Below are 18,622 nucleotides of genomic sequence, written 5' to 3'. Positions count from 1 at the left end.
GTTCAAATGCAAAAACTCACGGTTATTTTATTTACTTTGTTGCTGTCACTGCCTTTTACAGTCCAAAGCCGAGATCTCGAAGCGGATGAGGTTGAGTTAAGAGAATCACCGCAGCAAATGTATGATGCGCTCAACAAAACGATTTCCTTTCCCCTCGCATTTCAAAACCGTGACCAATTTGAGCGCGCAGCCCAAGAACAAGGCTACAATCCACTCGAATTTGAACAGATTTTGTATTTACTGGCCCGCCTCAATATGGAGCCGAACGTTAAAACCAAGGTCGATTTTCAAAACGCAAAAAGCTTGATTGAACTCCTATCGACTGCGGCGCAATCGCCCTATGAACTTGCCATGGTCGCCATGTTAAATGGCCGTTACCTTGGCCGTACGGAACAGAAATATCAAGAAGCGATTGGTCTTTATAACGAAGCGCTCACCCGAATCAACGACAGCTATGACATCGAAGCATTGATTCTTAAACACAATATTCATGAACATCTAGGTGGCTTACATTTATTGATCCGCCAGGAAGTGCCTGCACTGATGCACTTCCACACATACCGCGACATTGCCTATAAACTCAGAAACGATTACTTAATCGCGGCGGCTGAAGCGAGGCTTGGCTTTTATTACAATTTTAATCAGCAGCTTACAAAATCACTACAGCATTATAGTGAAGCGATTCGGATCTCCAATCGTTCTAATTACCCTTCAATGAAAACCAATCTGCAATTGCAACTTTCTAAGGTATACCGTGACTTAAAGCAGTGGGATGAAGCGCTTAAAAACGCTCATGAAGCCGCGGCTGGCTTTAAAAAGATGGGCAATGACACTTATCTTTCAAGTTGTATGACAGTGATCGCTATGGTCTATGGCGAACAAGGGGATTGGCATAAAGCGATTGATTACTACCTAAATGCCCAGCAATTAGATGCAAAACGCGGTAACTACATCGCACAGGGGCTTAATTTCCATAATTTAGGACAAGCCTACTCAAATATTAAAGACAATGTTAACGCCCTAAAATATTTACTGATGGCCAATCAAATATTCAAAGAAAAACAAAGCCATCACTATCAAGTTTATAACGAACTCTTAATTGGTGAAATCGCCCAAACCAACCAAGATTGGCCGCTGATGATGGCCCATGCCGATATCGCATTAGCACTCGCGGTCGATTTAAAACTGGTCGATGAACAAAAATCCGCACTCACCCTTATCGCCTCGGCGGCGCAAAAATTAGGTGAATTATCAAAAACCATCGATGCCCAAGCCCGTATCATTGAGCTAGGTAAAAAGCCAGCTGAGACAGATAAAGACTCCCCAGTGTCGGCCTCTGCCCTTGCAGAGCAACAACTTAAACTTGAGCTCAACATGCTACAGGGAAAACTCGTTGAGACAGTGAAAGAAAGCAACAACACTCACACGCTACTGCTCATTTGCAGCCTTATTGCCGGACTCTTGCTGCTCGTGATTATTTTCATGCTACAAAATCGTCGCAAAATAACAGCTAAAAACGCGGCATTAACTCAATTAACGCTACAGGAACCCTTCACTCACAATTTAGGATATGCCGCATTATTAGCACATTTAAGCCATAATCAAAGTCAGGAATCCACAACGGCACTCGCGATTATCGCCTTCCCCACCCAACTTACGGCGGATCTGGACTATGGCCAATATTTTAGTGATGCAGTAACAGCGCAAATTGCCAATCATCTAACGGATGCACTCGCAGCATCTGTTTATGTGGTACGCCAAGGGGTATTTGCGGTTCGTTTCACGCAACCTATTGAGCCGACACAAATACTCAGCCAAGTACGCCTGAAACTCGATCAACAGCAAATCACACATCATTTCCGTCTTGGCTTTGCGCATTTGCCACTTTTAGCGAAATCAGAAATTAAAATGGCCGCGAAATTAAAATTTGAAACAGTGCAGATGGCGCTTGCCTGTGCCCGTAGTTTAGGTGGTAATAACGACTATTATGTCGCTCTCAGAGCCCTCGACTTTGTTCCTTTGAGCTTATTTGCAAACCCGTTATTTTTGCACCTTGAAAAAGGCATTGAGCGTGGATTAATCAGATTAGAGACCAACGGCAATAAAGAGGATATTCGCTGGCCTTGCTGGGAAAATAACCAAGATAGTCAATTACTGGAAAATATTTGATCAATATCGGTAATTAATCACAGAGTCACTGGTAAATCGCATTTGCACTCTACGCCCAGTGTTATAACATTAGTATCATATGAGTTAACAGCTAATCTGGACATAGGATGGTCATGTTTTTTAGCCTTGCAGAGTTAGGACAATACTCAGGATGAAGGATTCAAGCGCTACAGTTTCACAACTTGCCTTGCTGCAACAGAAACTCCATTCGGCCAAACTTGCCCTTGATGAAGTTAATGAAGATAGAAATGCAAAGTTACAGACATTACTCCAATTTATTGGTCACTTAAGCCTCGCCTGTAAAGGGCAAAATCTTGAGCTGGATAATAAACTCGCCAAACTTCGCCATAACTTAAATACGTTTGAGCGAGTCGATGAGGCATTGCCAGAATTAGTTGATGTCGAGCGCCTGCTAAAAGGCCAATATCACCATGTGATGGTACAACTCGAAGAGAGTCGTACTGGTTTGTCACAGGTGATCCGTCAGATCCAACGCGTTAACTCTGCACCTGAAAAGCTCAAAAAAGAAGTCAATTACTTCAAGCAAGATCTGGCTAAACCTTTTCATACTGTGTGGGAATATATACCTAAAGTTAAGCAAATCATTGGCTTCTACGAAACCATATTACAGCTACAATTTAGCGAATCTGAAAAACTTGATGTCTTACCAAAGCACAGGCAACTAGCCCATGAGCTGGCGCAGATGATTTCGGAAATCGAGTTCCGTAAAGATCAACGTGACCAAGTATTAGTGATCAAAGAAGTACTCTCTTCTGAGATTGAAGTTGATAGCTTGCTCGAAGCCTACCAAACCATTTTAGCATTATTGCTTGATAACATCGCCCGCGAGAAATCGGCATCCCAAGAGTTTTTGTTTGCACTCAATGATGCCTTAACCGCGGTGCGTGAGGTGGTGAGCGAGTCTTACAATCACAATCAACGTAGCTTTCAATTAAAAACCCAGCTGAATCGTGAGATTAACACCCGCGTCGACAACGCCGGTGAAATCATTATCGATGTGGAAGACGTCGTTGACCTTAAAGCTCAACTAACAGAGCAACTTAACTCTATCCGCTCGGCATTAGCCCGTAAAGAAGCCCTAGAGCAAAGAGAGCAAGCTCTGCTGCGCAAGTCGATGGAGACAATGCGCAAAGAGCTTAATGAGTTAAGTAGTGAGGCTAACACCTACAAAGAGCGTTTGTTTGAACAACAAAAACTCAACTTACTCGACAGCTTAACTCAATTGCCTAACCGTGCTGCATTAGAAGAGCGCATGGAGCTAGAATACCGTAACTATCAACGGCATAAGTCCCCGTTGTGGGTTGCCGTTGCCGATATCGATCACTTCAAAACCATCAACGACAGTTTTGGCCACAGCACAGGTGATAAAACCTTACAAGTTATAGCAATGGCATTGAAAAACTCCCTGCGAGATACAGAATTTGTAGCCCGCTATGGCGGCGAAGAATTTGTACTGCTATTACCTGATGTGGCCCCTGCTGATATCGCTCAACTTTTAAACAGAGTGCGCGAGAAAGTAAAAAATATTCCATTTAAATTTAAAAATCAGAGAATTACAGTTACAGTATCTATAGGGGCTGCGCAAGTTATGGGAAGTGAACTCATACATGAGACCTTTGAACGCGCCGATGCAGCACTCTACAAAGCGAAACACGAAAGCAGAGACAGGGTTGTGATTGACGTATAATTAAGCCCCACTATACGCCTCCTCTAATCACTCCTGTCATGACGAAGGAGTGGTAAATGATAGTAAAAGTCAGCCCAAAAGGCAGCATGGATCAGCTTTCGCAACTTGAAGTTGATCGACTCAAAAATAGTGCCAAAAGTGCCCTATACCAACTGTACCGCAACTGCTCCTTAGCAGTGCTTGCCGCGGGTTTAAAAACCGACAACTCTAAAGCCCTATTCGAGCAATACCATGATTTCGACATCAACGTTTTACAACGGGAGCGTGGGGTAAAATTAGAACTGATCAATCCCCCCGAACAAGCCTTTGTCGATGGTCAAATTATCACGGGAATTCAAGAGCATCTGTTCTCAGTCTTACGCGATATCCTTTATATCAGTGATAGATATGACTCACTAAAACACATTAATCTGACCAATGCCCACCATATCACCAATGTGGTGTTTGATATTCTGCGTAATGCACGGGCGATAGCACCGATGAAAGACCCTAATGTGGTCGTCTGTTGGGGCGGACACAGTATTAATGCCATCGAATACCAGTACACACGTGAGGTAGGTTATCAACTTGGCCTGAGGGAATTAGATATTTGTACAGGCTGTGGTCCTGGTGCGATGGAAGGTCCGATGAAAGGTGCGGCGATAGGTCATGCCAAACAACGGATTAAAAATGCACGATATATTGGTTTAACTGAACCAAGTATTATTGCCGCCGAGCCACCGAATCAAATAGTCAATGAACTGGTGATCTTACCCGATATTGAAAAGCGCCTCGAAGCTTTCGTGCGCTTAGGCCACGGCATTATTATCTTCCCTGGCGGTGCTGGCACGGCTGAAGAATTGCTCTATATATTGGGTATTTTACTTAACGAAGAAAACCAACAAACGCCTTTCCCCCTGATACTCACAGGCCCAACGGAGAGCGCAGATTACTTCATTAAGATTGATGAGTTTATTGCCTCAACCTTAGGACCCGAAGCTCAGAAAAAGTACCAAATTATCATTGATAATCCCACTGAAGTGGCACGCATCATGAAGCAAGGAATGGAGCAAGTAAAAGCCTATCGCCGCTCAACGGGTGATGCTTACCAATATCAGTGGGCACTGAAGATTGAGTCTGAGTTTCAGTTACCTTTTATCCCAAGCCACGAAGTAATGGCAAACTTAGATCTACACTTCCAAACCAATAAAGCCGAACTTGCCGCCAACCTCCGTAAAGCGTTTTCAGGTATAGTGGCGGGTAACGTCAAGTCGGAAACAATCAAGCACATAGAGCGTGATGGACCCTTCCAATTAAAAGGCGATCCTAAGCTCATGGATATGATGGATAAACTCTTAAGTGCATTTGTACAGCAACAAAGAATGAAGCTTCCAGGAAGCGCCTATATTCCTTGCTATCAAATAGTGAAATAGAGTGCGAAGCAACAACACCCCATGAACAAGTTTTTAATCATCGATGGTCTCAACTTGGTTCGCCGCATCTATGCGGCGATCCCCGATGAATCCGATATGCAAAGCCTCACAGAGCGCGTCAGTTTGGCGTGCACTAAACTGCTGCGTGTGCATCGCCCAACCCATGTAGCTATCGTGTGGGATGGGGATGAAGTCTCATGGCGTAAACAGCTTTACCCCGATTATAAGAAAGGCCGTAAACCTATGCCTGAGCCGCTGGCAAAAGGCCTTGCTGCGCTGCAAGATCACTTAACCATGATGAACATTAGCTCTATTTATGCGGCGGCTGAAGCTGATGATGTGATTGCCACTCTAGCGATAAAAACCGCCAAAGCGCAGGGTGAAGCCATTATAGTGTCCACCGACAAAGGTTTTAGTCAGCTTAATCATCGCCAAATCAGCCAGTGGGATCACTTTAATCAGCAGTACTTAGATATCGCTGCATTGGAACAAAAACTCGGTGTCGAACGCAGTCAATTTCTCGACTTGATGGCATTAGCGGGCGACAGCGGTAATAAAATTCCTGGTATTGCGGGCATAGGCCCTAAGTCGGCTGCCGAATTATTGAAAACCTTTAGAAGCTTACCAACCTTGTTTTCATCGCTATCTAACTTAGGCGCTAAACAAGCCAAAAAACTTGCCGAAGGTAAGGAGATGGCAAGACTCAGCTATAAGCTCGCACAGTTACAAACAGACCTGCCACTCAATATTAATTTAAAAGATTTTCGCGTGATGAACTCCTTGCCTGATAATAACTGCCTGCCTGAAAACCCAATCAATCCAGCCTAAACATCTGTTAATATAAAGTTGCAATTAACGCATTTACCTTAGAACAACAAAAGCGTATTTTATGGACGTAATAACGTGACTCATTTAATGAGGTAAAGGAATAACTGTAAATGAAATCAAAAGTTTCGGTAATCATCGGTAGCATTTTCGCCGCCTACGTCGCCTTTGTCGCTGTAGTGGTACTCGTTTATGAACCTACGCCAGATGACATGAGTTGGGAGGACAGACAATCCTATAACAGCCAAAAAATGAACGAGTTAGCGCTAGGGCAAAATATCGTTTCAGTAAAACAGTTACTAGGTAAAGCTGACTTTTCAGAGGCCAAAGCCGTAAAAGAAACCAAGCTACAGGTGCTCTTTTATCGCACTCACCATGAAAAATCAGACGGTGTGACCACGAAAGAGGAATGTACCCCACTGATTTTTAAAAATGATCAATTGATTGCTTGGGGCCAAGATACCTATAAGCAATATCTCGATGCAGATACTGACACAGCCCTCAGCTCTGCCCAAGAGACATTAACCAGTAAATAAATACGACTGACAGTTAAATAAAAACGCCACCGAATCGGTGGCGTTTTTATTTTAACAATCAACGAATTGACTCAGTTGTAAAACAACTAAGCCAATTGCCTATTCATCATCGGCCTTATACTCGACATAGGCTTCACCTTTGCTGAGCCATTCTGGCGCAGGTTTTCCCTTCAGATAATGGTCGAAATATTGCATCATGCGAATGCTGTAATCGAGCTTGTTCGGGTACTTTTTCAAGTGATGCGGCTCATCCTCGTATTGCAAGAACACCACCTCTTTACCCGCACGGCGCATGGCTAAGTACATTTCAACACCTTGTTCCCAAGGCACTGCATCGTCCTTATCACCAAACATGATCATCAAAGGCGTTTGAATACGGTCAGCATAAAATACTGGCGAGTTTTCAATGTACTTTTGCGGCGCGGCAAACAAACTTGCGCCAATACGACTCTGTCCGGTTTCATATTGGAACTGACGCGCAATACCTGTGCCGTGGCGAATACCGCTATAGGCACTGGTCATGTTCGATACTGGAGCACCTGCAACCGCCGCCTTAAACATCTTAGTTTGAGTAATGGCAAACGCCGTTTGATAGCCACTCCAAGAATGACCTTGCAAACCAATAGCATCGGGATCGGCAATGCCTATCTCAATCAGCTTTTGCACGCCAGACGTGAGCGCTTGTACTGAGCTCGCCCCTGGGTAACCAATTTCAAAGCGAATGTCCGGTAGGAACACCGCATAACCATTATTGATGTACCAAGCAAAGTTAGGTCTGTGGTTAATGTTCATCTGCGGAAAGGCGTGCAGTCTATCCGTCATAAAGCGATAGTAATAAACCAGTACAGGATAGCGCTTACCCGCTTGATAATTCGTCGGCTTGATCAGCACGCCATCTAACGGTTTACCATCGCCATTTGTCCAGTGAACTAACTCGGATTGGCTCCAGTTAAAGGCTTGACGCTGCTTATCTAAATCGGTTTGCTTAACTGCATTTTGCGGTGCGCTATAGCTGGCCGTATACACGTCAGGGAATAAGTCAAAACGCTCCTTAGAAAACACGATAGTATCGCCGTCTTTACTGCGTCCCAATACTGTCAGCTTATACTCACCTTGCATCAACGTCTTCACGCCTGCTTCGCCCAAGGTGGCTTGATAAAAACCATCGGCCTTGGTTTTATCACTATAACCGTGGAGTAAAACCGTGGCGTTATAGGCAAGCTCTGCCGGCTCATCGGGATTATCGACTAAGCCCTCAAGGCGATATTGAATTTTCTGGGTACGCCCTTTACCTGCGGTTAAGGCAAAACCCGCCTTAGATTCGGTATTAAACTGCCAAACATCGTATTTGTCGTAAACCAAGAAACCCGCATCATTTTTAAGCCAAGGACCAAAACCATATCCTGGAGCACTGGATGGATAATCGTGGTCTTCATCGGCAAAACTGACCTTTAGAGATTTTGTGAGATTAGTGCGACGGTCCTGTGCAATATCATAGAGATACACATTACCTTGCTGATAATAAGCCACATACTTGCCATTTCCCGACAGCGTAGGCTCGGCATCACTCGGCTGTTGTGTCAAAAATGGCACTTTACTGCCAGTATTAATATCGACCAGATAATAATCTTGGTAGAACCCTGCCCACGTCGCCATCTTGCGATAGGGCAAATCTGAACTGGCCAACATAAAGCGTTTATGTTGTGAAATCGTCACATCTGGAACAGTTTTATCGCCAAGCTGCACCACGTTATTCGAACCTAAATGCAATACCGCAAGGTAAGTGCGTTTTTGCTCGTCCTCATATTGCTTGATTTCATTAGGCTTAATACGAGGATCATCCCCATGCCATACCTTAAGCCCACGCTGTCCAGTGACAATATTTGTATCGAACAGGTCTTTTTCTTCGGTGATCTTCTGCAAACTGAGCTGCTGACTCACCTCAGGTACGCGGCCAAAAAACAACCGTTCGCTGTCCAATGAGAAGCTTAAACTTGTGTAGCGATTCAGTTTCCACTCGGGTGACTCAGGGGGGGGACTGATTTTGCCCGACTGCAAATCGACCAGCGATAACTGATAGCTGCGGCCATAAGGTAACTCGCTGTCTTTGCCCTGCGTAAATGCAAGCCAACGACCATTTTTAGCCAGCGCTAACGCACCAATCTGTTGGCTAGGCGAATCAAAGGCAACGGTTTTTTTGTGAGTGTTTAAATCGACTAACTGCAATTGATGTTGCTTATTGGTGATATCGTTCACTGCCAGCGCAAGTCTACGGCTTGCCTTATCAAAAACATAGCCAGTAACCTGCTCGACATCAATTCGCTTTGTTTGGTCTTCTAAACTGAGCAACGTAAAACGTCGACCTTGGTCAAACTTATCGACCTTTGGCTTATCGATATTCGCAGGGCTTTGTGTACCTGCTTCAGCGAGTTTTTCGGTAGTTTTAGGCTCAGCATCTTTTTTGGACTCTTCATCAGCCTCAAACCCAATCGCCAGATGCTTACCGTCATCACTGAACACAAATTCCTTCACGCGCCCAAAGCGAGTTTGCGTGCCCGTTTGAGTATCGAGCAACACCATGTCGGACTTGAGCTTTTTCTTCGCCTTGGCATCACTCGTCTCACGCGTAAGCAAACTCGGTTTAACCACCACAGCCACATAACGACCATCATGGTTCACCAAGGGATCTGACGCCCCCGAGATTTGATAGCTTTGCTGCGACAGGACATTTTTCACAATGACGTGACTATCCCCGCGATCGGGCGCAGACTCGACCGCGATGACTTGCCCCTTATCTGAGATAACCGGCTTTTCAAGGGATTCAAAATGCATAATGTCTGTTAGGGTGAGCGGTTTAGTGCTGGTTTCAGCCTGCACTGCTGGCAATATTCCAAGGGATAACAAAACCAGAGATGTGATAGGGATTAACTTCAATGTCTTCCTCTTTTATATATTTGTTAGACTAAAGTAGACTTTTTTAACCATTGGCTCTCCATCATGGTGAGAACCCAGTATTTTTACAAGTTATACCACATAAAAAATCGTGATATTGCTCACTATTTCCTGTGAAGTTTGACCAAAGATGGTTAAAATAATAGGCAGAAAAAATACCAAATTCATAGTCCTGCTATCCAGTTAGCACTGGGGCAGACAATTGCAGTAACGACGAACCGTGGAAGGACTTCTCCATGTCAAAAAGAACGATAACCGTAATTCCAGGTGATGGAATTGGCCCAAGTATTATTGATTCAGCCTTAAAAATTCTTGATAAAGCGGGCTGTGATTTTGAATATGAATTTGCCGATGCCGGCCTGACTGCACTTGAAAAGCAAGGCGAGTTACTGCCAGCACGCACTTTAGAACTCATTGAAAAAAACCGTATCACGCTGAAAGGGCCGCTGACGACTCCCGTTGGTGAAGGCTTTACTTCTATAAACGTAACCTTGCGTAAGAAATTCGGTCTGTATGCTAACGTACGCCCAGTACTGTCTTTCAAAGGTACCCAAGCCCGTTACGAAAATATCGATATCATCACAGTACGTGAAAACACCGAAGGCATGTATTCTGGCCATGGTCAAAAAGTGTCTGAAGATGGTTTAACAGCAGAAGCAACCAGTATCGTCACTCGCCAAGGTGCTGAGCAAATCGCCACTTTCGCCTACGAACTAGCTCGCAAAGAAAACCGTAAGAAAGTCACTATTGTACACAAAGCTAACATCATGAAGTCAACGTCAGGCCTGTTCCTGAAAGTGGCCCGCGAAGTGAGCCTACGTTACCCAGACATCAAGACAGAAGAAATGATCGTCGATGCAACGTGCATGAAGTTAGTGATGAACCCAGAAAACTTCGATGTGATCGTGACAACCAACCTGTTCGGTGACATTTTATCGGACCTGTGTGCCGGTTTAGTGGGTGGTTTAGGTATGGCACCTGGCGCAAACATTGGCCGTGATGCTGCGATTTTCGAAGCCGTTCACGGTAGTGCGCCTGATATCGCTGGCAAAAACCTCGCAAACCCAACCTCAGTGATTTTAGCGTCTATCCAAATGCTGGAATACCTAGGTATGGCTGACAAAGCTGAGCAAATCCGTAAAGCAGTATCTGCAGTGATCGAAGAAGGCGACCGTACGACTCGCGATTTAGGCGGCACTCACGGCACGACTGACTTCACGCAAGCTGTGCTTGAGCGTCTGTGATCTCAATGCTAAGCGCGTTTAAGACGAGTCTATAACGCGCGTGTTCAAGCAAAAGCTTAAAAGAAGCAAGCGCTTGAAACTCAAATGAGTAAACACGAAAAAGCCCCAAAGTTTCCTTTGGGGCTTTTTGTTATCTAGCTTTTAAACCTGCGTGGCTTTAAACCCGCCTGACGATTACCGTTCTAGCGACAACAAGATCATCGCGGGGTTAGCACTGGAATTAATTCCACGCGGTATTAGGACGTAGCCATAAATGCACAGTCACTTCATCACGGTCGTGATAAAGATGCTTACACTGCACTTTAAAATCCGTCACACCATTCTCTTTAAGAATCGTCTGCATTGTCTCAAGAATGGCTGTCACTTCTTTATAGCGGCTCTTCATCGGTAATTTAAGGTTAAAAATCGCTTCCTTAAACCAACCGTTAATCGCCCAAGCTTCAATCAGTTCGGCAACACGCGCAGGTTTCTCAACCATGTCGCACACCAGCCAATAGATATTTTTACGTTGCGGTTCGAAACGGAAACCGTCTTCACGGTAATGTTTCACTTGGCCCGTTTCCATCAGTTTTTCATCCATAGGGCCATTATCAACTGCCGACACAAACATGCCGCGACGCACCAGTTGATAAGTCCAGCCACCAGGGCAAGCGCCCAAATCCACTGAGTTCATGCCACTGCGAATACGCTCTTCTTGCTCTTCCTTAGGCACGAATTGGCCAAAGGCTTCGTCGAGTTTCAGACTAGAACGACTCGGTGCATCCGCCGCCATTTTAAGGCGTGGAATGCCCATAAAATGTGGCGAACTGTTATTGCTATAGGAATAACCCACATAGGCACGGCCGGGGCCAATAAAACACACGTGGATAATCGGACGTTTGGGATTTTCCTGCGCGAGCAAGCTACCCGATTTTTTCAAATGCTGGCGTAAAGGCACAGTGAACTTACGGCAAAAAGCCGAGAGCTCTTTCGCTTCGTTAGTGTCAGGTGTTTCAACCCGCACTTCACCCGCTTTGCTGACGTCACTGAGCGCCGCAACGATTGGGCTTATTCTGTCATTTTCAGGCAAGTCGACTAACAAGTCGCTAGCAGCAAACATCTGGCGGGCGAAAATGAGCGAATCCAAAGGTAATTGTTTGACTAACGTATCGGCAGCATCGTCTTCAAAACATTGGTATACAACATAAGCGTCGTTATTGTTGGCCTTAACAAAGCCACCCACATTGAGCTCACCGGCTCGCTGTTGGATTTCTGCAGCGCATTCTTTTTCAAAGCCTGCGCGGCAAAATAAAAATAGGTTTTTCATGGGGATCCCTGAGAAATCCAAGCCAAAGCATTGGCTGACTATCGATTTGGGCGCCAGTATACCAATTTCAATCCACAAATGCCCTATTTGCCTACTGCTGAACCTTGAATTGCGATTAGAGAAATAAAAAAGGCTTAGGTGCACCCTAAGCCTGTTAACTCACATAAGCATCAGTGATTAAGACTCATGACCGTCGATAACTTTGTGACGCCATACCGCGGCGGCAAATAATAACCAACCGAGTAAGAAACAACCACCACCCATAGGCGTAATAGGACCTAACCACTTAGTCCCAAACAAAGCCAGTCCATATAGTGAGCCCGAAAATAGTACTATGCCTGCGACAAAGAGATATGCCGACCAGTCCAGTAAACGCGAGGTTAACCATTGGCCCGAGAAGGCAACCATGATGAGGGCAAAGGTATGGTAGAAATGATATTGCACACCTAAGTTAAAGACTTCAATTAAGTTTGGTGGCGCGACCGCTTTTAAACCATGGGCACCAAAAGCCCCTAAGGCGACGGCTAAGAATCCGCTCACGGCGGCGAGTAACAATAAACCTTTACGCATTTAACGCTCCTGCTGGAATGGGATTAACTCATTCAACATTTATTCGCTCAACATCAAGCTCACGAATAAAATCACTTGATAAATCAATAGCACGTGCAAGGTTAGCGGCTTCACTGGTGCCTGACGACTTTCTTGGGACAAAACTATGATCGCCGTCGGTTATCCAAGCCAATCCTATCTCAGCTTTCAAGGGCCAGCTTGGGATCTGCGCTTTGCCACCAAACTTATCCCGCTCACCCTGTACGACTAATACTGGGACTTGGCATTCATTCAAAGGTTCCAATCTAGGCTCGCCGCCTTTGAGTGGCACAAAAGGATAACCTAAACAAATCACCCTATCGATGCGCGCCGCTAATGCAGGATCGCAGGCTAATAGGGCCGCCATACGACCGCCCATGGATTTCCCCATTAACACCACACGTTCAACTTGTGGTTGTGAGTGGGCGATATCGAGCATCTGTGTAAAACACGCGAGCAATTTAGGCGCACGGTCCGGTGGACGCCGTTTACCATCGACGGCATTCGCCTGCATATAGGGAAAATTAAAGCGCATCACTTGGTAGCCTTTAGCCACCAGCCCCGCCGACATGGCCTGCATAAACTCAGAATCCATGTTAGCACCCGCGCCGTGGGCGAATAAAACCACAGTGCTCGCATGCTCACCCTCTAACACAAAACTTGGCTTATCCGGGCAACAGCTCACTGCGCGACTCCTCAGCAAACATATCTAACATCCATTCGCGAAACGCGACGACCTTACCAAGCTCAGCGTGATTCTGCTGGCAAACTAAGTAGTAAGCATCTTTACTGACCAAGACTTCTTGGAATGGACACACAAGCCGCCCAGCTTTGATATCGGGGCGTGCCAGCACGCTGTAACCCAGAGCAACCCCTTGACCGTGGGCCGCCGCCTGCAATACCAAAGACGAATGACTGAAAATAGGTCCTTGATTCACATTAATATCGGTAATGCCACATTGCCTAAACCACGCCTGCCAATCGTGACGATTCATATCATGTAATAACGTGTGATACTTTAAATCGCTCGGTTTTGAGAGTGGTTTAGGACCATTGAGCAACATGGGCGAACACACGGGAATAAGCACTTCGTTTCTGAGCTTATCTGCACGTAGCCCAGGCCAATTACCTAAGCCATAATAAATAGCCACATCCACATCATCGGTTAATGAACTCGCTTCGGTATCAACGGCCTTAATTCGCACATCGATATCGGGATTTTTCTCACTGAATTTAGCCAAACGTGGCACTAGCCATTGAATCGCAAAACTGGGTGACATACTGACCGTCAGCGAACCAATCGCACTGCGGGCGAGTAATCTGTCGGTAGCATCGGCAAGCTGAATAAAGATATCTTTGATGTCGAGAAAATAGCTTTGCCCTTCTTCGGTTAATAGCAAAGAACGGTTCTTTCGACGAAATAATTTTAATCCGAGGAAATCTTCTAATGCCTTTATTTGATGGCTCACCGCAGCCTGTGTAACAAACAATTCTTCCGCTGCCCGCGTAAAGCTCAAATGCCGCGCGGCTGCCTCAAAAGCTTTAACCGCATTAAGCGGTGGTAATCGTCTCGACATAGTGATCTCAGTCTCGTTTTTTAATTAGTTTTTCTAATCCGTATTGTTACATTTAATCGTTTGTAAAGGCCAGCGTTTTTGGTTAAATTTTGCGCCAATGAAACAGCTTATCAACGAAACACCAATAGCGATGAAACATCCATAGCTATGAAATACCTAAGTTAGACAATCTCAAAGTTGATGATGGGAATGTCTGACAGCGTTAATTTGTCAGCCCGGAGGCGACTATGTTCAATTTAAAATCGGCGTTTGCGTTAATATTAGTCTCAGCACTCAGCTTTAATGCCAGTGCAAATGTACTCGTTGACGAAATCGTCATCGACACAAGCGACTTGCAAGCCAATATCACTGCAGATTTAACCGCTGCAATGAATAAAATGCACCAAGAAGTGCTACAAGAAGCCACTCTGTTGATTGCCACAGATGATGTCACATCTCATCAGCAGGTCGTTAAAGCCGAATAACCTAAACGACACTGAAATTCAGGTCACGATCAGTAAGAGCAAAGAAAAAGCCGCATTAATATGCGGCTTTTTTGTACTTGAATGGAAAATCAATCCCACTGACGATATACGGCAATGGGCAGGTTTTCGCCCGACTTATGGGCGATACACTTTCACGTTCGTGTAACCTTGCTCGATTAAATACAATGCCTGCAATTTACTCATCACCCCACGCTCACAATAGAGCAAATAAGTCTTTTGCTTATCGAGATCGGCAAACTGAGTCGCTAACTTGAAGAATGGGATGCGCTTTATCTCAATACCTTCAATTTGCAGCGGTTTGCTTTCCTCTTCTTCAGGGGCACGAATATCAATGACCACTTGGTTGGTATCGATACTGGCAACCGTTTCTGTCTCAGTAATCCGAGTATCCATTTGTTCTGCGATCTCCCTGATATCGATAGTGACAGATTGGGCGATGATCTGATCAATCAAATCCTCAGAGAACTTTTTCTCTTCCGCTTCAACCTTAGCTAATACCGCTTTTACCGTTGGCTTTTGCGAAATTACGCCGCAATATTCAGGCATTGATTTAGCAAAATCTTCGGTGCCGATTTTACGGCTCTCGTTGATAATGTCTTGCTTATCCATGGCGATTAAGGGACGTAGAATCAATAGCTCAGTACAACGGTCGATGACGTTTAAGTTGGTCAGGGTCTGGCTAGACACTTGGCCTAAACTTTCACCGGTAACTAAGGCTTGAATGCCCATACGCTCGGCGATACGCGCCGCGGTACGCATCATCATGCGTTTCAATACAACGCCCATTTGACCGTTATCGATACGCTCTAAAATCTCAGCAACCACAGGCTCAAAAGGCACAGAGATAAACTTCACTTTATGGGATTCACCGTAGGTTTTCCACAAATGGTAAGCCACTTGTTTAACACCAATTTCGTGCTGTGCGCCGCCCAGATTGAAGAAGCAGTAGTGGGTACGAGCGCCTTTTTTGATAAATTGATAGCTAGAGACGCCAGAGTCAAAACCACCCGAAATCAAGGACAATACATCTTCCTGTGTTGCCATCGGAAAACCGCCTAGACCTTCAATACGCTTAGTCACCATATAAAGATTATCGCGCTCAATCTCTAAATTAACGGTAATGTCCGGATTCTTTAAACGCACGCCCAGCGCATCAGTAAACTGGTTTAAGCCACCACCGACATAACGCTCAACTTCAATAGAATTAAAATCATGATCGCCAGTACGCTTTACTCGCACGCAGAAGGTTTTACCCGCGAGTTGGTCACGGTAAACAGGCAAGACTTGCTGATAAATATCATCAACAGATTCAAAGCTGTACTCATCCACTTGCACTACGTGTGCAATGCCAGGAATACACGCCAGACGCTCACCGAAAGCTTGTGCCAATTCAGGCTTATCCTTTGGTACCATCACCATAATGCGGTCCCATTGACGCTGCACTTTTGCATCTTCGTCAACTTTTTTAAGCACATTACGGATGTTAGTTTCGAGCATTTTGGTGAAGCGCATGCGTACAGGCTTGCTCTTCATCATGATTTCTGGATACAGCTTTACAATAAACTTCATGGGATTTCCGCGGGCAATTTTAAAACAGCAAAATTGGTTAAAAGAATAATCGGGGGATTATATACCCAAGCAACCTAAAAAGGCGAGTTTCAGCGCACATAGCCAACAGCTACACAGGCCACATTTATGGCGTATTCATTGCGTATTAATGACTCAATCACGGCAGCTAATTAGGCTGAAATAATGTCACTAAAGCCTATTCGAATGGTGTGAATTGCCCTGCTTAAAATAAGTGATTTGAGATGAATTATTAACAATAAGTCGTTGAGGGATGGTCAAGGAAACTTAGGGATTACACACTCAATGTGATTAACGTAAAGCCCAAATGGATTTAAATCAACCACAGAAATTTGATGCATAACACGTTAACTAAAAGGGAAAAGTCCACATTAGCTCAATAAAAAAGCCGCAAGATTATTGCGGCTTTAGATTGGGAGAGTATCTAAACACTTAAGGCGAATTACCGATCTGAATTTCTTCAGACTCCTTAGCTTTACCTTGCTCAATAGCAATTTCAACCCTGCGGTTACGGGCACGATTTTCCGGAGAGTCGTTAGGCACAATCGGATTGTTAGACGCCATACCAACCACTTTCATTCGATTAGAATCAAAGCCGCTGACCTGCACTAACTCATGGGCCACTGCCACGGCACGTTTGCTGGATAAATCCCAATTAGAACTATAGAGCTCATCGCTTATTTGCATATCATCCGTGTAACCTGACACTGTGATGACACCTGGCACATCTTTTAACAATTCGCCGACTGAGCGCACCACAGGTTTAAATCGAGGCTGCAGGAAACCTGAGCCAGAAGCAAATGACCCCTTCTCACGTATACGAATAATAATCTGCTGACCTAATGACTCAATTTCAATCGCTCCATCGGTGATCTCTTTATTGAGCTCCTGCGCCATCTTCTTCACTTGCTGATTGATCTTTTCTTGCGCCGCTGCTGCTTCCGCTTTAACCGCATCGGCCACTTCTTGCGCCGTTGCACTCGCTTCGCCACCCCGCTGAGAACCATTTTGCTGCTGCACGCCGCCCGCACTATCGTCTTCACCCGCTTGGAAATCCAATACAGGTTCAGTCATTTCATTCGTTTGCTGGTTAATGATTTCAATCGGAGTCGGATCGGGGCGACCGGGTCTAAATTCTAAGGCAATGACAGAAGTCCCTTTCGGGATGTCTTTAACTTCCACCTTATTTTGCACACCAAAGGCATACTTCATTGAGCCCGCGATCTGCTTAAACTTCATCACGTCCATTTCAGAAAATGATAATAACAATACGAAGAAACACATCAACAGCGACATCAAGTCGGCAAATGTTGCCAACCAGAGCGGTGCTCCGGGCGGTGGACAATTGCACTTAGCCATGGGCTACTCTCCGTCCGTTGTATCGATTTTACGATTTTTTTCAGCGAGATAATTTTTCAAAAAGCCTTCAATCACCCGCGGGTTTTGTCCGTCTTGAATCGCCAATACCGCATCCATAATAAGGTTACGATTGAGCATTTCCTCCCCCATCCTGAGCGTTAGCTTATCCGCGATAGGAAGACAAACCATGTTAGCGACCATAGCGCCGTATAATGTGGTTAACAACGCAACAGCCATCGAAGGACCAATAGATTTAGGATCCGCCATATTTGATAACATGGCCACGAGACCAACGAGTGTACCTATCATCCCCATAGCTGGCCCAACATCACCAAAGGCTCTAAATATGCCAATCCCCGTCCGATGACGTTCTTCCGTTAGAGCGATATCCTTCTCTAGAGCTGCACGCACTACTTCACCATCATGACCATCGACCAACATATCGACAGCCTTTTGCATAAAAGTATTGCTAATTTGCGCTTCTTCTAATGCCAAAAACCCCCCTTTACGGGCAGCATCCGCCATAGTCACTGACTGTTCAATCAAGTCTTCTGGTTTATCAATCTTAAATACAAAAGCTTTCAAAGCAATTTTAACGGCGCTTAAAAACTGTTTAAGAGTGAACTTCATCATTACCACGAAGAAGGACCCACCGAACACAATCAGGATCGAGGGCACATCAACGAAAATCATCAAGCCGCCACTGGTCACCATAGCGCCGAGAATAAAACCAAAGGCTCCCACAATTCCGATTATTGTTGCTAAATCCACAACGGCTCCTCAATTTTCGTAATAAACGACATAATACTTACTCTGGGTAAGCAAGAACACTCAGTTATTCTACCGAATAAGATAATCCCACCGACACACATAC

The 18,622-nt window shown here is 45.1% G+C and carries 15 protein-coding genes; 7 read left to right on the top strand and 8 right to left on the bottom strand.

All coding sequences use genetic code 11. The features are described from left to right. The first annotated feature begins 6 nt into the window (after positions 1-6). From L5M11_RS03180 to L5M11_RS03160, 5 genes are all read left to right on the top strand, one after another. A complete protein-coding gene (locus L5M11_RS03180) occupies positions 7-2,169 on the top strand; it encodes a tetratricopeptide repeat protein (RefSeq protein WP_263191317.1) in 2,163 nt (720 codons plus the stop codon). A gap of 151 nt (positions 2,170-2,320) precedes the next feature. Beyond that, positions 2,321-3,877 (top strand): GGDEF domain-containing protein, encoded by a 1,557-nt coding sequence (locus L5M11_RS03175; RefSeq protein WP_113941035.1) that lies wholly within the window; start codon positions 2,321-2,323, stop codon positions 3,875-3,877. A gap of 56 nt (positions 3,878-3,933) precedes the next feature. After that, the gene (ppnN, locus tag L5M11_RS03170; protein WP_028760679.1) at positions 3,934-5,289 is read left to right on the top strand and encodes a nucleotide 5'-monophosphate nucleosidase PpnN; all 1,356 of its coding nucleotides are present in this window, start codon (positions 3,934-3,936) and stop codon (positions 5,287-5,289) included. A gap of 21 nt (positions 5,290-5,310) precedes the next feature. Further along, positions 5,311-6,117 carry a flap endonuclease Xni gene (gene xni / locus L5M11_RS03165; RefSeq protein ID WP_263160739.1) on the top strand — a complete coding sequence of 269 codons (807 nt, stop codon included), beginning with the start codon at positions 5,311-5,313 and terminating at the stop codon, positions 6,115-6,117. A gap of 110 nt (positions 6,118-6,227) precedes the next feature. After that, positions 6,228-6,650, top strand: a complete 423-nt coding sequence (locus L5M11_RS03160; protein WP_113941033.1) for a DUF3192 domain-containing protein — start codon at positions 6,228-6,230, stop codon at positions 6,648-6,650. A gap of 99 nt (positions 6,651-6,749) precedes the next feature. Here the strand turns inward: L5M11_RS03160 and L5M11_RS03155 are convergent, their stop codons facing one another. After that, positions 6,750-9,584: a S9 family peptidase gene (locus tag L5M11_RS03155; protein WP_263191314.1), complete on the bottom strand. Its 2,835-nt coding sequence runs from the start codon at positions 9,582-9,584 to the stop codon at positions 6,750-6,752. A gap of 254 nt (positions 9,585-9,838) precedes the next feature. On the opposite strand from L5M11_RS03155, the gene L5M11_RS03150 reads away from it, so the two are divergent. Then, positions 9,839-10,846: an isocitrate dehydrogenase gene (locus L5M11_RS03150; RefSeq protein WP_113941031.1), complete on the top strand. Its 1,008-nt coding sequence runs from the start codon at positions 9,839-9,841 to the stop codon at positions 10,844-10,846. 220 nt (positions 10,847-11,066) lie between these two features. Here the strand turns inward: L5M11_RS03150 and rlmM are convergent, their stop codons facing one another. The 4 genes from rlmM to L5M11_RS03130 all read right to left on the bottom strand — a co-directional run bounded on the left by rlmM (position 11,067) and on the right by L5M11_RS03130 (position 14,317). Next, positions 11,067-12,152 carry a 23S rRNA (cytidine(2498)-2'-O)-methyltransferase RlmM gene (gene rlmM / locus L5M11_RS03145; RefSeq protein ID WP_011846285.1) on the bottom strand — a complete coding sequence of 362 codons (1,086 nt, stop codon included), beginning with the start codon at positions 12,150-12,152 and terminating at the stop codon, positions 11,067-11,069. Between the two features lie 177 nt (positions 12,153-12,329). Continuing rightward, on the bottom strand, positions 12,330-12,722 hold the full coding sequence (locus tag L5M11_RS03140; protein ID WP_011918954.1) for a DUF423 domain-containing protein: 393 nt from the start codon (positions 12,720-12,722) through the stop codon (positions 12,330-12,332). A 28-nt stretch (positions 12,723-12,750) separates the two neighbouring features. Continuing rightward, entirely contained in the window at positions 12,751-13,425 is a 675-nt protein-coding gene (locus tag L5M11_RS03135; protein WP_263191312.1) for an alpha/beta family hydrolase, read from the bottom strand. Continuing rightward, on the bottom strand, positions 13,406-14,317 hold the full coding sequence (locus L5M11_RS03130; protein WP_105249769.1) for a transcriptional regulator GcvA: 912 nt from the start codon (positions 14,315-14,317) through the stop codon (positions 13,406-13,408). Before L5M11_RS03130 ends, L5M11_RS03135 begins: the two co-directional genes overlap by 20 nt. Before the next feature lie 227 nt (positions 14,318-14,544). Here L5M11_RS03130 and L5M11_RS03125 point away from each other — a divergent pair, with 227 nt between their 5' ends. Further along, entirely contained in the window at positions 14,545-14,781 is a 237-nt protein-coding gene (locus L5M11_RS03125; RefSeq protein WP_198572079.1) for a hypothetical protein, read from the top strand. 135 nt (positions 14,782-14,916) lie between these two features. On the opposite strand, the gene thiI is transcribed toward L5M11_RS03125, so the two are convergent. The 3 genes from thiI to pomA form a co-directional block, all read right to left on the bottom strand. Then, complete coding sequence (gene thiI, locus L5M11_RS03120) at positions 14,917-16,371, bottom strand: tRNA uracil 4-sulfurtransferase ThiI (RefSeq protein ID WP_028760687.1); 1,455 nt, start codon at positions 16,369-16,371, stop codon at positions 14,917-14,919. Between the two features lie 450 nt (positions 16,372-16,821). Further along, positions 16,822-17,748, bottom strand: a complete 927-nt coding sequence (locus L5M11_RS03115) for a flagellar motor protein MotB (RefSeq protein WP_113941028.1) — start codon at positions 17,746-17,748, stop codon at positions 16,822-16,824. 3 nt (positions 17,749-17,751) lie between these two features. Beyond that, the gene (gene pomA / locus L5M11_RS03110; RefSeq protein ID WP_173497062.1) at positions 17,752-18,519 is read right to left on the bottom strand and encodes a flagellar motor protein PomA; all 768 of its coding nucleotides are present in this window, start codon (positions 18,517-18,519) and stop codon (positions 17,752-17,754) included. Positions 18,520-18,622: the final 103 nt, after the last annotated feature.

The sequence above is a fragment of the Shewanella sp. SM87 genome, from assembly GCF_025653705.1.
Taxonomy (GTDB): domain Bacteria; phylum Pseudomonadota; class Gammaproteobacteria; order Enterobacterales; family Shewanellaceae; genus Shewanella; species Shewanella oncorhynchi.
Note: the sequence above shows the minus strand (reverse complement) of the source record. Positions and strands in the feature narration are given on the sequence as shown.